At 65.6% G+C, this 14,207-nt stretch carries 13 protein-coding genes and 2 tRNA genes; 9 read left to right on the forward strand and 6 right to left on the reverse strand.

Annotation, left to right across the window (positions count from 1 at the left end):
• Positions 1 to 20 precede the first annotated feature (20 nt).
• The gene (locus J3S28_RS15300) at positions 21 to 1,109 is read right to left on the reverse strand and encodes a D-alanine--D-alanine ligase family protein (protein WP_207841597.1); all 1,089 of its coding nucleotides are present in this window, start codon (positions 1,107 to 1,109) and stop codon (positions 21 to 23) included.
• A 43-nt stretch (positions 1,110 to 1,152) separates the two neighbouring features.
• On the opposite strand from J3S28_RS15300, the gene J3S28_RS15305 reads away from it, so the two are divergent.
• Genes J3S28_RS15305 through J3S28_RS15315 form a run of 3 tightly spaced genes read left to right on the forward strand, consistent with a single transcriptional unit; the run spans position 1,153 to position 4,900 of the window.
• On the forward strand, positions 1,153 to 2,478 hold the full coding sequence (locus tag J3S28_RS15305; protein WP_207841598.1) for a UDP-N-acetylmuramoyl-tripeptide--D-alanyl-D-alanine ligase: 1,326 nt from the start codon (positions 1,153 to 1,155) through the stop codon (positions 2,476 to 2,478).
• 7 nt (positions 2,479 to 2,485) lie between these two features.
• Positions 2,486 to 3,622 (forward strand): acyltransferase family protein, encoded by a 1,137-nt coding sequence (locus J3S28_RS15310; protein WP_207841599.1) that lies wholly within the window; start codon positions 2,486 to 2,488, stop codon positions 3,620 to 3,622.
• Positions 3,623 to 3,655: 33 nt separating this feature from the next.
• Positions 3,656 to 4,900, forward strand: coding sequence for a hypothetical protein (locus J3S28_RS15315; RefSeq protein WP_237341617.1), 1,245 nt, complete (start codon positions 3,656 to 3,658; stop codon positions 4,898 to 4,900).
• Between the two features lie 5 nt (positions 4,901 to 4,905).
• Here J3S28_RS15315 and J3S28_RS15320 read toward each other — a convergent pair whose 3' ends face one another.
• The gene (locus J3S28_RS15320) at positions 4,906 to 5,352 is read right to left on the reverse strand and encodes an acyl-CoA thioesterase (protein ID WP_207841600.1); all 447 of its coding nucleotides are present in this window, start codon (positions 5,350 to 5,352) and stop codon (positions 4,906 to 4,908) included.
• 211 nt (positions 5,353 to 5,563) lie between these two features.
• On the opposite strand from J3S28_RS15320, the gene J3S28_RS15325 reads away from it, so the two are divergent.
• Both J3S28_RS15325 and J3S28_RS15330 read left to right on the forward strand, forming a co-directional pair.
• Positions 5,564 to 6,553, forward strand: a complete 990-nt coding sequence (locus J3S28_RS15325; protein ID WP_207841601.1) for an alpha/beta hydrolase — start codon at positions 5,564 to 5,566, stop codon at positions 6,551 to 6,553.
• A gap of 63 nt (positions 6,554 to 6,616) precedes the next feature.
• Positions 6,617 to 7,543, forward strand: coding sequence for an alpha/beta hydrolase (locus J3S28_RS15330; protein ID WP_207841808.1), 927 nt, complete (start codon positions 6,617 to 6,619; stop codon positions 7,541 to 7,543).
• A gap of 89 nt (positions 7,544 to 7,632) precedes the next feature.
• Here J3S28_RS15330 and hisC read toward each other — a convergent pair whose 3' ends face one another.
• The gene (gene hisC, locus J3S28_RS15335) at positions 7,633 to 8,694 is read right to left on the reverse strand and encodes a histidinol-phosphate transaminase (protein WP_207841602.1); all 1,062 of its coding nucleotides are present in this window, start codon (positions 8,692 to 8,694) and stop codon (positions 7,633 to 7,635) included.
• A gap of 105 nt (positions 8,695 to 8,799) precedes the next feature.
• On the opposite strand from hisC, the gene J3S28_RS15340 reads away from it, so the two are divergent.
• The 4 genes from J3S28_RS15340 to nhaA all read left to right on the forward strand — a co-directional run bounded on the left by J3S28_RS15340 (position 8,800) and on the right by nhaA (position 10,698).
• A tRNA-Ser gene (locus J3S28_RS15340) sits at positions 8,800 to 8,891 on the forward strand.
• 31 nt (positions 8,892 to 8,922) lie between these two features.
• Positions 8,923 to 8,995, forward strand: a tRNA-Arg gene (locus tag J3S28_RS15345).
• 87 nt (positions 8,996 to 9,082) lie between these two features.
• Positions 9,083 to 9,214, forward strand: coding sequence for a hypothetical protein (locus tag J3S28_RS28590; protein ID WP_272874196.1), 132 nt, complete (start codon positions 9,083 to 9,085; stop codon positions 9,212 to 9,214).
• A 161-nt stretch (positions 9,215 to 9,375) separates the two neighbouring features.
• Positions 9,376 to 10,698: a Na+/H+ antiporter NhaA gene (nhaA, locus tag J3S28_RS15350; RefSeq protein ID WP_207841603.1), complete on the forward strand. Its 1,323-nt coding sequence runs from the start codon at positions 9,376 to 9,378 to the stop codon at positions 10,696 to 10,698.
• Between the two features lie 308 nt (positions 10,699 to 11,006).
• Here nhaA and J3S28_RS15355 read toward each other — a convergent pair whose 3' ends face one another.
• The 3 genes from J3S28_RS15355 to J3S28_RS15365 are packed head-to-tail and all read right to left on the reverse strand — an operon-like array spanning position 11,007 to position 14,178.
• Positions 11,007 to 11,768 carry an SDR family NAD(P)-dependent oxidoreductase gene (locus J3S28_RS15355; RefSeq protein WP_207841604.1) on the reverse strand — a complete coding sequence of 254 codons (762 nt, stop codon included), beginning with the start codon at positions 11,766 to 11,768 and terminating at the stop codon, positions 11,007 to 11,009.
• Positions 11,765 to 12,571: an enoyl-CoA hydratase/isomerase family protein gene (locus J3S28_RS15360; protein WP_207841605.1), complete on the reverse strand. Its 807-nt coding sequence runs from the start codon at positions 12,569 to 12,571 to the stop codon at positions 11,765 to 11,767. The genes J3S28_RS15355 and J3S28_RS15360 overlap by 4 nt, the downstream gene beginning before the upstream one ends.
• Positions 12,568 to 14,178: an AMP-binding protein gene (locus J3S28_RS15365; RefSeq protein ID WP_207841606.1), complete on the reverse strand. Its 1,611-nt coding sequence runs from the start codon at positions 14,176 to 14,178 to the stop codon at positions 12,568 to 12,570. The genes J3S28_RS15360 and J3S28_RS15365 overlap by 4 nt, the downstream gene beginning before the upstream one ends.
• Positions 14,179 to 14,207 lie beyond the last annotated feature (29 nt).

The raw sequence follows: 14,207 nt of genomic DNA on the forward strand, positions 1-14,207 counted from the left end.
CGGACGTTCTCCGTCGACTGTCAGTGGTCGACGGAGAAGCCTGACCGGATGGCGTGTCGCTCGGAGGCCAGTTCGACGAGGCGATCGATCAGTGCGGGGTAGCTCAGTCCGGAGGCTTCCCACAGTTTGGGGTACATCGATGCCGGGGTGAAACCGGGAATCGTATTGACCTCGTTGAGGAGCCAACCCCGGCCGCCTTCTTCGTAGAAGAAGTCGACCCGGGCCATGCCCGAGCACCGCAGCGTGCTGAAGATGGTGGCCGCGAGCTCTCGGACCCGATCGGACTCCGCGGGAGGCAGGTCGGCCGGGATGACCAGCGCCGCAGCACCGTTGACGTACTTGTCTGCGTAATCGTAGAACTCTGATCCCGGTCGGATCTCGCCGGCGACGGACGCTTCCGGGACGAGGTTGCCGAGCACCGCGACCTCGACCTCGCGGGCGGTCACGGCTTCCTCGATCACCACCACCTCGTCGTACCGCAGTGCCAGCTCGATGGCTTCGGCGAGTTCGGCAGCGTCGTGTGCCTTCGAGATACCAACGGAAGAACCGAGGTTGGCCGGCTTGACGAAGACGGGCAGTCCGAGTTCGGCAATGGTGCGCTCGACGAGCGGGGCGGTCTCGCCGGTACCGGCGCGGAACTCGATCCATCGGCATTGGGGAATACCCGCTTGGGCGGCAACGATTTTGGCCATCGCCTTGTCCATACACAGCGCCGACGAGAGCACGCCACTGCCCACATAGGGGACACCGGCCAGCTCCAGCATTCCCTGGACGGTGCCGTCCTCGCCGTGCGGGCCGTGCAGCAGCGGCAGCACGACCGTCGGCCGATCGCCATCCCCGGCGATTTCGACCAACGGCTCCACCTCGGTCCCCTCGGGTTCGAGGGAGTCGGGCAACGCGGGTGTCGCCTCGGCGAGCGCGGCGATCGCCTTGTCGTTGCGGATCCACGTGCCGTCGCGGGTGATGCCGACCGGGATCAGCTCGTATTTGGTCCGGTCCGCGGCGGCGAGCACGTGAGCTGCGGTGACGCACGACACATCGTGTTCGGCAGACACCCCGCCGAAGAGGACGAGGAGCCGCAGACGGCCATCATGCGCGGGTTCTGACATGGGCGACACGATACCCACCCGGTGTGAGCGGTAGCGTCGACGCGTGCGATTCAAGGCGAGCGACGTGGCAGCGGCAACCGGTGGTTCTCTGGTCGGCCCGGATCGGGACATCGACGGCGCGAGTATCGACTCGCGCAGCGTCCGGCCGGGGCAGTTGTTCGTGCCGATCGTCGCCGAGCGCGACGGCCACGACTTCATCCCCAAGGCCCTGGAGCAGGGCGCGACGGCCTTCTTGACCGATCGCAGCGGTATCGATCGCGGCGGCGACGTGGCGGCGATCGAGGTCCCCGACACCGCGCTCGCCCTCGCCGACCTGGGGCGCGCTGCACGCAACCGCCTGAACGGACCCGTCGTCGGGGTCACCGGATCGGTCGGGAAGACCTCCACCAAGGATCTGCTGGCCGGTGTCCTGGCCACCACCCTGACGACGACGGCGAACGAACGATCCTTCAACAACGAGCTGGGGTTGCCGCTGACCCTGCTGGGCGCCGCAGACGACACCGAGGCGGTCGTCGTCGAGATGGGCGCGCGAGGAGTGGGTCACATCGCGCTGCTGTGCGACATCGCCCGTCCGACGGTCGGCATCGTGACCAGGGTGGAAGGTGTCCACCTCGAGCTGTTCGGTGATCTCGAGTCGGTGGCGCGAGCCAAGGGTGAGTTGATCGAGGCCTTGCCGGACGACGGGATTGCGGTGCTCAACGCCGACCATCCGGTGGTCGCCGCGATGGCATCCCGGACGAGCGCCCGGGTGCTGCGGTTCGGGTTGGCTGCCGATGCCGACGTTCGTGCCGAGAACATCAGCATGGACGACGAGCTGCGAGCCAGTTTCGCGTTGCGTACCCCCTGGGGTTCGGCGGAGGTGAACCTCGCCGCCCGTGGGGAACACCAGGTGGCCAATGCGCTCGCCGCGGCCGCAGCGGCCGGCGGCATCGGAGTCGGTGTCGAGGCGATAGCGGTAGGCCTGGCCGGCGCCGCCATTTCCGGACTGCGCATGGAACTGACCCGCACCGCCGGGGGTGTGCTCGTCCTCAACGACGCATACAACGCCAATCCGACGTCCATGGCGGCCGCACTGGACTCGCTCGCGGCCCTTGCGGCAGGTCGCCGGATCGCGGTGTTGGGTGTGATGGCCGAACTCGGCGCATCCGCGCCGGCTGAGCACCTCGCCATCACCGCCCGGGCCCGGGAGCTCGGGATCGACGTGATCGCGGTCGGCACGGACGACTACGGCCCCGACGCGGTACACGTCGCGGATGTCGACGAGGCCGTTGCGGCCCTGTCCGATCTGCAGACCGGAGATGCGGTGCTGGTCAAGGGTTCTCGTGTCGCCGCTCTGGAGCGGGTCGCCGCTGCGCTCGCAGGGGCCTGACCCGACGATGACGCCCGGTCCAGCCGCTAATGCTCCCGGGCGCCGCACCGACTCCCTGACCGGGATACGCGCGCTGGCGATGCTGCTGGTGTGCGCGACACACGCCGGCTTCTGGACCGGCAAGTACACCGACGACTTCGAGGGCTGGTTCTTTGCGCGACTCGAGGTCGGGGTTGCGATCTTCTTCGTGCTGTCGGGCTACCTGCTGTTCTCACCCTGGGTGCGGGCCCTGCGCGAGGGTGGGGCGAAACCCGATGTACAGCGGTACTTCTGGCATCGCGCCCGACGAATCCTGCCGGCCTACTGGCTGACCGTTCTCGGGGTGTATCTGATCTTCCTCTGGCGCGAGGACACCTCGACCCTGGGGCACGGCGCCGGCGGGTTGCTGCGCAATCTCACGCTCACCCAGATCTATGGGTTCGGTCACCTGCATTCCGGGCTGACCCAGATGTGGTCGTTGGCGACCGAGGTCGTCTTCTATCTGCTGTTGCCGGTGTTCGGGTGGTTGATCTGCAGGGTGATCTGCCGCGGGCGGTGGCGACCGGGACGGATGATCGCCGCGGTGTCGGTGCTGATGTCGATCACCCCAGCCTGGGCGGTCCTCACGCACGAGTTCGACGGCATCGACATCACGGCGCGGCTCTGGGCACCGGCGTTCTTGGCCTGGTTCGCCGGTGGGATGTTGCTGGCGATCCTCGCGACACTCGTGCGCACGTGGCATCCGACGCTGTCCATCCTGGTGGCAATCCTCGCGTTCCAGATCTCGTGCACGTCGCTGGCGGGAGAGCCGACGATCACGCCGAACTCGATGTCGGCGACCATCATCAAATCCGTGCTCTACCTCGTCATCGGTTTCTGCCTGATCGCACCCCTTGCCATCGGTCCGGCGGGCAACTGGTGGGACAGGGCGATGTCGCGGCCGGTCGTGGTGTGGTTCGGCGAGATCTCGTATGAATTCTTCCTGGTGCACGTCATCGTGATGGAGCTCGTCATGGACCTGCTCGACTATCCGATCTTCACCGGCTCGGTCGTCGGGGTGTTCATCGTCACGGTCGTGCTGTCGACGCCGGTCGCGTGGGGGCTGCACCGGGTCACGGCACCGCTCTGGCACCGCACGACGGCATCGGTCGCCGCTGTCCGGTAATACTGGATGAAAGCCCCATTTTCGGAGGACCCCATGGCTCAGCACTCTGCATCCACCGCCGGTGGCGGCGCCGCGCAGATCCGCGGATGGTGTGATCGAGCGAAGATGCCGGGCAAGCACCCCGATCTGTCGGACCCGGCGGCCATCCTGATCGCCTCGGGATTCCTCTCAGACCAGGCCCGTGCGGTTCTGGTCCGGCGCAGCACTGCGGGTCTTCCCGTGCCCGCGATCGGTGGCTTCGGTGAGCTTCGCAGGTTGCAGCGCGAGATCGGTCAGCTCGAGGACCAGTTGCGCAACCCGCGGCTGCCCAAGGTCGCGGCCATCATCGTGAAGTCGCGGGCCGTGGCGCTCGGGCGCCGGCGCGACAGTGCGCGCAACCTGGTGACCGCGTCCAAGCCGGTGTTCGCCGGATCGGTTCGGGGCATCCGGCGGGAACGTCGCGAAGGCCTGCATCTCGATATCAGCGAACGTGAGCGGTTGTTCAACGGTTTGCTGTTCACACCCGCGCCGAACAGTCTCGACGGCAACTACCTGCGCAGGGCCGGTGCGATGGCGGCGAGCACGGCGGCAGGGGTGATCGGGCAGTTGTCGGATGGGCGTTCGCGCGCCGGGCAGTGGGTCGCGGACAAGGCGGCGGTCATCGACGGCTCTGACGTCGAGGGCACGTCGACCGCGAAGTTCGTCGACGGCTACGAGACCATGCTCTACATCGCCGGCAACGCCTATGACCGGATCGTCCGCTCAGCGGCCTGGCGCAGCGATCATTTCGCGGTCCAGCGGTCGCAGATCAACGTGCACGCCGAATTGGCCGAGATCGCGGCCGACGTGATCAACCTGCGCACCGTCCGGATCGAGCTGGACCGGGTCCGCATCGTCGCGGATTCCGATGCCCGTCTGGCCGAGCAGTTGCGGTCGCGGGAGGCCGAACTGCGACCGGTGTGGTCGCAGCTGATCGATCGGGTCGGCGCGCTGTGGGACGTCGCCGACGCCGTTGCCGCCGCTGCGCAGGAACTGCAGATACTCGACCAGGTGAACTACGCCGGGACGATCGATCTCCGAATCGACCAGCTGATCGCGAGGTCGGGGGAGCGGGAGATGTCCGCCGAGAACACGCGTCGGTTGAGTGAGCAGCTGGGCGCGGGGCGATCTCACCTCCGCGACTACCGGAATATCTTGCAGGGCAATGTCACCGGCATTCTCGGAGAGCCCGCGGAGAACCCTGTCCCTCCGGCTCCTGCTCGGAGTAGGCCGCAGCTGAGCAAAGAGACGGAAGGCTGACGGGTTCAGTCCCGGCGCCACTGCTGTAGATAACCTTTTTCCAGATCGGTCAAGCGCCGCAGGCTCTGCTTCTCGATGTCGACCACCGCCATCTGGGTGCTGGCCACGCATGCGGGTTTGGAATGCGGTGCCGCGCCCGCGCCCCGGATCTCGTAACCGATCGTGAAGTCCACAGATCGAAAGCCTTTGATCCACATGGCGATAGCCAGAGGGCTGTCTGTGTGGCGGAGTTGAGCCTGATACCTGACCTCCACGGTCACGATCATGGCGCTCTTGATCAACGGTGCGTACTGCTCGCCGGCGCTGATGAGCCAGGCCACCCGAGCTTCTTCCATCAGGGTGATCATGCGGGCGTGGTTGATGTGCCCGAAGGCGTCCATATCCGACCATCGCACCGGTACTTGGGCGACAAACGCGAAAGCATCCCCGGAAGCGTCTGTCTCGTTTTGCATATGCTGGATTCTCCGTGTTCGTTGGCGGATGTCGGGGTGTGTAGGCTCGAGATCAGCCCGCTGGCCTGGGCGTTTTCACAGTCCGGCGACGTACTCACAATGGGGGCGAATCGGACGTCATCTGTGAGTTGGGTAAGAAGACTTTCCCTCCGATCATTACCGTCGGTACCCTTCGCGCTCGTACTCATCTAATAATCCAGGAGACCCTTTGATGCCGCGTTCCTCAGGCGTGTTCCGAGCGCTCGGCACGTTCGTCGCATGTGGCGCAATGCTCGTGTCAGGCGCCGGTGTCGCTCTCGCTGAACCCACGCCCCGGGCGGCGCAGATCGAGAAGACCACCGAGGTGTCGCCGCAGCGACACGATCTGATCGTCTCCTCACCCGCGATGGGCGGCAAGGTCCAGATCAGTGTGCTCACCCCCGCCGACCTGAGCTATTCGCGGGGCACGCTCTATCTGCTCGATGGAGCCGGAGCCGAGGACAGGGTCAGCGATTGGCTCACCAAGGGCGGCGCCGAGGACTACTTCGCCGACAAGGACGTCACCGTGGTCCTGCCGTCGGGCAAGGGCGCGTTCTACACCAACTGGCAGCAGCGTGACGCGGCGGTTGGCAAACCGCAGTGGGAAACCTTCCTCACCAAAGAACTGCCGCCCCTGATCAACTCCACGTTCAACGGCAACGGCAACAACGCGGTCGCGGGGCTGTCCATGGGCGGACAGGCCGCGTACGCGTTGGCCTCGCGGCATCCTGGGCTCTACACGGGGGCGGGATCGCTCAGTGGGTGCCCTCCGGTGACGGGGTTGGCGAACGAAGGCTACGTGCGGACCACCATGGCCAAGGATGGCGGCGACGCGACCAACATGTGGGGTCCTTTCGGATCGTCGGGCTGGGCGGCCCACGATCCCTCGAAGCGTCTCGACGCACTCCGGGGCAAGAACCTCTACATCTCGGCGGGGTCGGGACTTCCCGGACCGCTGGACCAGACGACCGAACTCGACGACGGTATGAGCCGGGAGCAGACGATCGCCGCCGGCGCCGCACTCGAGATCGGTGCCTACCGCTGCTCGGTGGAGTTCGCTGTGGTGATGCGGGCCCACGGGGTCGACGCGACGGAGAACTTCCACCTCATCGGCACCCACGCCTGGCCGTACTGGGCCGAGGACCTCAAGGCCATGTACCCCGTGCTCGCCAGAGGTTTGTAGGTCTTGAGACGAGGACTGCGCGCCGCGCGTCGGCTGGGCGTCGCCGCGTTTGCGGCAGTGGTGATGATCTCGGGCTCGGTCGCAGTGGAGGCGGCGGCACACCCGGTGGCCGCATCCGTCGACCGTGTCGACGTCGTCGGTCCGCAGCGTCACGACCTGCTGATCAATTCACCGGCGATGGGCCACCCGGTCCGGATCACCGTGCTGTTTCCGCGGACGTCGCAGGCGCGTGGCAGTCTCTACCTCCTCGATGGCGGCGGTAGGAAATCTGGCGTCAGCGACTGGATCAACGAGGCAGACGCCGAGACGTTCTTTGCCGACAAGAACGTCAACGTGGTGCTGCCCGCCGGCCAGGGTGCGTTCTACACCGATTGGGAGCGCACCGATCCGGCCCTCGGACGCCCGAAATGGGAGACCTTCCTCACCGACGAACTGCCACCGCTGATCGACGAGCTCTACAACGGCAACGGCAACAACGCGATCGCCGGGCTGTCGATGGGCGGGCAGGCCGCCTACACCCTCGCCACGCGCAACCCGGACCGCTACACCGGTGTGGGTTCGGTGAGCGGCTGCCCGCCGACGACAGGCCCGGACAACGAGGCGCAGATCCGCGCAGTCGTCGCGAGGGACGGTGGCGACGCGTCCAACATGTGGGGTGGCTGGGGCGGCCAGGGATGGGTGGACCACGACCCGGTGCGCCGACTCGACGCACTGCGAGACATGAACATCTTCATCGCCGCCGGATCCGGCGTCCCCGGACCGCTGGACCAGAAGACGCGCCTGGACCCCGGACGCAACCGCCTCGAGAAGATCGCAACGGGGTCGGTGCTCGAAATCGGGGCGCGTGAGTGCTCGGAGAAGTTCGCCGAACTCATGCGTGCCGACGGTCTGCAACCCACCGAGTACTTCCGGCCGATCGGCACCCACGCGTGGCCGTACTGGGCGGAGGACCTGAAGGTGATGTACCCGGTGCTCGCCAGAGGTTTGTAGGCGTCCCAAAGACCCTCACCCACCCGTTTTCGCGCGATCCACCCGCAATAACCGCGGGGCGGCGCGAAAACGGATGGGTGGACGCGGGTCTAGCGGGCGGCGCGGGCTTCAGCGAAGTCGAGGAATGTGTTGTTCTCGTGCGCCTCGGTCACCGTCACCCGGGCGCCCTCGCCCACGAACGGCCGGATTATCACCCCGGCCTCGGTGGCCTCCTGCGCGAACGCGAGCGCATCCTCGCCGAGATCGAGCCAGACGAAGTTGGCCTGACTCGGCGGGACCGAGTACCCAGCCTGCCGCAGTCGTCCGGTGACGCGCTCCCGTTCGATCGCGATCGCGTCGGTGCGGGCGAGTAGTTCGGGCGCGGCATGCAGGCTTGCGATTGCCGCGGCCTGGGCCAATGAGTTGACGCTGAACGGGACGTGGACCTTCAGCAGCGCGTTGGTGACCGCCGGATCTGCGACCGCGTAACCCACCCGCAGCCCGGCGAGTCCGTAAGCCTTGGAGAACGTCCTCAGGACAACCAGGTTGGGGTAGCGGCGGGTGAGCTCGATCGCGTCGAATCGCTGCGCCTGTGAGGGCCTCAGATACTCGACGTAGGCCTCGTCCAACGCGACCAGCACGTCGGCGGGAACTCTTGCGAGAAAGGCTTCCAGGGCGTCCGCATCGACCACTGTGCCCGTGGGGTTGTTCGGGTTGCACACGAAGATCAGCCGGGTGCGATCGGTGATCGCGTCGGCCATCGCGGGCAGGTCGTGGACGCGACCGTCGGTCAGCGGCACCTGAACCGGGGTGGCGCCCGCCACCCGGGTCGCCAGCGGGTACGTCTCGAACGAGCGCCACGCGAAGAGGACCTCATCGCCGGGCCGCGTCGCGATGGTGATCAGGTTCTGACACAACGTGACCGACCCGCACCCGGTTTGCACGTTCTCCGGCGCGACGTCGAGGTGCTTGGCGAGCTCACCCGTCAGCTCGACGGCGCCGTTGTCGGGGTAGCGATTGATCGCGGCGGCCGCCTCGGCGATCGCCGTCGCGACGCTGGGCAACGGACCGAAGGTCGTCTCGTTGCTGGCCAGCTTCAGCGCGCCGGGGATGTTCCTGCCGGGCACGTAGGCCGGGACGTCGGCGAGGTCGGGGCGGATGTGCGGTGTCACCTGACCCAATCTAGGCCACGCCAAAAGGCCCGCGACAAGCCGGTTTGCTCCGGCCGCTATCTGCTGTGTACTGTTTTGCTTCGGCAGTTCGAAAGGACTCCACCAGGAGGCGTGCCAGAGCGGCCGAATGGGACTCACTGCTAATGAGTTGTCTCGCTAAAACGAGACCGGAGGTTCAAATCCTCTCGCCTCCGCCAGAGCACCAGCCTGACGAAAATTTAAAAGCACGCGCCCGTAGCTCAACGGATAGAGCACTTGACTACGGATCAAGAGGTTAGGGGTTCGAATCCCTTCGGGCGCACAAAAGTACGGTCCGGATCTGCACTCACGTGCGGTCCGGGCCGTATTTCTTTGGCCGGTCACGACACCGGTGAGGTATTTTCAGTGTGTGAGGCATACGCAGTGCACCCAAGGTATGGCGTTCGCGCCGACGCTGTGGGTCCTGCCGCATCCGGGCACCAATGGCTACCTGTCGACGTGGGGTGCTGTTCTTGCGGGTTATCCGCCGCGAGAGCGCTGACTTCTTCCGCCAGTCCAATCGAGACCGCGCCTCTGAGCTATTTCTAGCGCAGCCGTCAACACGATCGAGTCCTCAACGCGCTACCGTCACTCGATCGCGGATCGCACTGAGCATCCTGGTCACGGTTCTCGTCAACATGGAACGATCCGAGGAGAATTCCCATGCGTGACAACAGCAATCGACCCGGGCGCCTCGCACTCTTCGCGCGTGGCTCCTGGGCCGAGACATCCCGTGTATCGAGCATCCTGCGCAAAGAAACCGTCGGTGGCGCGTTGCTGCTGGTGGCGACCGTGATCGCCCTGGTGTGGGCCAACTCTCCCTGGTCGGAGGCATACACGAGTCTGGGCGAGTTGAAGGTCGGTACCGACGCCCTGGGCGTGCACCTCGACCTCTCGCTCGAGACGTGGGCCGCCGATGGCCTGTTGGCGATCTTCTTCTTCGTTGTCGGTCTCGAACTCAAACGTGAGTTCGTCGCCGGTGATCTGCGCGACCCTGCCCGTGCGGCGCTACCGATCGCCGCTGCGGTCGGCGGCATGATCGTGCCGGCGGTGATCTTCGTAGCGTTCACCGCCCACGTCGGGGACGGCGCCATCAAGGGCTGGGCGATCCCCACGGCCACTGATATCGCTTTCGCCGTCGCTGTTCTCGCTGTCATCTCCACCCACCTGCCTGCTGCGTTGCGCACGTTCCTGCTCACGCTGGCGGTGGTCGACGATCTGTTGGCGATCACCGTGATCGCCGTGTTCTATACCGAGGACATCAATCTGACCGCGCTCGCGGTAGCAGCCCTGCCACTGGCATTGTTCGCGTTCTGCGCGCAACGTCGGATCCGGTCCTGGTGGTTGTTGATTCCACTGGCTGTCCTGACGTGGGTGTTTGTCCACGAGTCCGGCGTGCACGCGACGGTCGCCGGAGTTCTCCTCGGCTTCACCGTTCCGGTGCTGCGCAGTAAAGCCGCCGGCGGCCCTGATGCCGGACCTGGTCTGGCCGAGCACTTCGAACACCGCATCCGACCCATCTCCGCGGGGTTCGCAGTCCCTGTTTTCGCGTTCTTCGCCGCCGGGGTCACCGTCGGTGGGTACAAGGGGCTGACCGACGCACTGACCGACCCCATCGCTGTGGGCATCGTCTGTGGATTGGTCATCGGAAAGGCCGTGGGCATCTTCGGCACCACGCGACTGTTGTCGGCGGTGACGCGAGCATCGCTCGATTCCAGTGTCCGGTGGATCGACGTCGTCGGTATATCGATGCTCGCCGGCATCGGGTTCACCGTGTCCCTGCTGATCGGAGATCTCGCCTACGGGATGGGTTCAGAGCGAGACGACCACGTCAAGATCGGTGTGCTGACCGGATCATTGCTGGCCGCTCTGCTTGCCTCGATTCTGCTGCGCGCTCGAAATCGGCACTACCGCAACATCTGTGAGGATGAAGAACGCGACGATGACCACGACGGGATCCCTGACGTCTACCAAGAGAAAGATTGACGGCACGGCGGGTTGCGCGGGGGCGTCGGCCGTCAGCCCTTCGTTCCAGCCGAACTCAGGGTCGAGCAGTCTGCGCTGAATCCAATTAGCGCAGCACGCACGCGCTGTGCCTGCGACACCGCGTCGCTGAAGCACACGCACCGCACCGCCTGGTGGTGGGACACAGTTGAGCACCCCATACGTCGGCGCAGCAAGTGGAAAGAACACGCGGACGGAACTGTTGGAAGTCGGATAAGCCTTCAAGGCGTCAGCTGCTTGCGACGCCGCCAGGTACATGAACGGCGAGGTTCCGGCCATGTCGGGCCAGCTCAGCGGATGGAGGATCCGATTCCGAGTCCGCCGTCGACGTCGAGGACGATTCCGCTGACGTAACCTGCAGCGGGGGAACACAGGTAAGCGGCGGCTTCGGCGATATCGTCTGGAATGCCGGTCTTTCGTTGTGGCACTTTTGAGGTGAGTTTGTCGCGTGCAGCTGCGTTCATCGAGGCGAGCATCGGTGTCTCTATGAGTCCGGGTGCAATGGCATTGGCGGTGATGCCGTGACGGGCGGTCTCGAGGGCTATGGTGCGGGTCAGTCCCACGATGCCGGCTTTGGCAGCGACGTAATTGGCTTGGCCGTAGTTGCCGCGCCAGCTCATAGATGAGAACGAGACGATTCGGCCGTATTGGCGAGAGCGCATGTGCGGCAGTACGGCTCGGGTGCAGTAGAATGACCCGCTGAGCGATGCGTCGAGGACGGAATGCCAGTCGTCGTTGTCGATGTCGTCGATCTTGTTGTCGCGGATGATGCCTGCATTGTTGACGAGGACATCGATGCGCCCGCGGTCTGCAACCACCTCATTCACCCAGTCGTTTACCATGTCCGAGTCTGTGACGTCGACAGCGTGGGCGGAGCAGGCTTGGCCGTGGCGTTGACTCAGGTTGTCTGCAAGGGTGGTGGCCGCGGCGTCGATGTTGAGGTCACCGATCGCGACGGAGGCGCCTTCAGACGCGAAGCGGGTGGCCATTGCAGCACCCAGGCCTTGTGCGCCTCCGGTGATGAGGACAACCTGTTCGTGGTATCGGTTCATCGTGCTCTTCCGTTGTCGGTGATGTTGGTAGACGGCGCTTTCCGGTTGAGAAAAGCGCCGAGGTCGGTGGGGACATCATTGGCCGCCCAGTGCTCTTCGAAGGCGTCGAGTTCGCGGGCGAGTCCGTCGATTGAGTTCATAGTGGTGAGGTCGGACAGTAGTGTTTTGAAATTGGACTGTGCGGGTCCGCTGCGCTCTGCGAGCTGTTGTGCGATGTGCAAGGCCGTCTCGTATAGCTCGGTTGCAGGGACAACAGTGTGTATCCACCCGGTAGCGGCGAGGCGGTCGGGTGTGACCAGGTCGCCGGTGAGGGAGAGCCACCGCGCCATCGCGTCACCGACCTTGCGCGGCAGGCGAACGCTGGACCCTCCTGCGGGCAGGAGGTTGTTGCGTACATGGCCGTCCCCGATGAGGGTGTCGTCGGCTGCGACGACGACGTCACAGCCGAGCGCAAGCTCGAGCCCTCCCGCGACGGCGTGCCCGTGGAGGGCGGCGACGACCGGCAGAGGGCTGGTCTCGAACCTGGTGATCAGCGCGGAAACTCGGCGCAAGAACTCGATGGGCGTACCGTGCTCCTCGCGAAGTTCGAGGAAGTATTGCAGGTCGGCTCCGGCGCAGAAGCTGCGTCCGCTGCCGGCGAGAATCACCACGCGAGTGTTGTCGTCGTTCTCTGCGGCGGAGAGCTCTATCTCCAATGCGTCGATGAGGTTCGCGTTGAGGGCGTTGCGTCGGTGGGGTCGGTTGAGGGTAAGGGTTCGGACGGCGCCGGTGCGGGTGACGACTACCGCAGGTTCGGCGCTCACCGGTTACCTGCGTCGTGCGAGCGTCGGCGACGCCTGAGTTCGGCGCGTTGGATTTTGCCGCTCGGCGTCTTTGGAAGTGACTCGACGAGGTGTATGCGTCGGGGGTAGGCGTGTGCGGCGTAGTGGGACTTGACCCACGTCTGCAAGTCGCTCACGAGCGCGTCAGTGCCGATGACTCCGGCGGCGAGTACAACGTAGGCCTCGATGACTTCACCGCGGACGGCGTCGGGTGCGGCGATGACCGCGCACTCGATGACGTCGGGGTGGCGGAGCAACGTCGATTCCACGTCGAACGGCCCGATGCGATAGCCGGCCATGATGATGACGTCGTCGTCGCGTGCGGAGAATCGGATGATGCCCTCGGAATTGATGCTGGCCGTGTCGCCGGTGGTGAAATATGCTCCCTCGCCACAGAATCGATCACTCGGCGTTGCAGCACCGGTATATCCGGTGAAGGTCATGAACGGGCTGTGGTCGATGACGACCGCGAGGCGCCCCATGGTGTCGTGGTCGGCGGGCTCGTCGGCGTCGGGGCGCAGGACAGTCATCGTCCATCCGGGAAGCGACGGCCCCATCGCACCCTCGGTGATGTCGCGGCGCACCTGCGGGTGGTGTGGGTAGCCGATGGGCATCCCCAACTCCGTCTGCCCGAAGTGGTCGTGCACATGCAGGCCCAGCGCGGTGGAGGTCCACTCGTTCACTTCGGGGGTCAGTGGCTCGCCGGCGCTGGACAGTCGTTGCAGGACCAGTCCGTCTGGGGGTGTGATGCCGGATGCGCGGAGTCCCCGGTACACGGTGGGTGCGGCGGCGAAATCGGTGATGGCCAGGTCGGCAAGTGTCGACCAGGTGGTGGCCGGCGAGAAGCCGCCTCGCAGCAGGACGGTCGGTACGCCGGCTGCGAGTGGGGCTATGAGTGCGGTGTAGAGACCGTAGGCCCAGCCGGGGTCTGCGCCGCACCAGAACGAACTGTCGGCATCGACGCCGAGACCGAACTCGAGATAGCTGACCCAGCCGGCGATATAGCGGACAGGGTGCACCACACCTTTGGGGGTGCCGGTGGTTCCGGATGTGAACATGTGGACCAGCGGCGCGTCGCCACCGACCGGCGTGGTCTCGGCGGGCGCGGCGGGGAGCGCGGCTAGATCGGACGCGATTCCGTCGGGCCCGTCGTCCAGGACCTCTGTCGTCCAGGCGCCATCGGGGACCTTGTGTCGCTGATCGCGGTCGGTGAGGACCAGCACCGCGTTCGCTTCTGCGAGGCGTGATCCGATGGCTTCCTCGGCGAACGCTGTGAACAGGGGAACGTACACGGCACCGACACGCCAGATACCGAGCAGCACTGCGACCAGATCGGCGCTCTTGCCCATCACGGTGGCGACCCGGTCACCTCGACCGATCCCGCGATCACGCAGATGGTGGGCGACACGCATTGACGATGCGGCCAGATCCCCGTACGTGAGGGCGATGCGAATGTTCCCGTCGGCCACGATCGTCACCGCGGTCCGATCGGCGGGATGTCGGTCGCAGAGCAGATGCGCGACATCCGCACGGGCATCAGAATAAAGGTCGCGAATCTCGCGAACGCGGTGATCGACCTCGATGGGCATGCGGCTACCTCCTGGGTACGTATGATGAC

The organism is Williamsia soli, from assembly GCF_017377795.1.
Classification (GTDB): domain Bacteria; phylum Actinomycetota; class Actinomycetes; order Mycobacteriales; family Mycobacteriaceae; genus Williamsia; species Williamsia soli.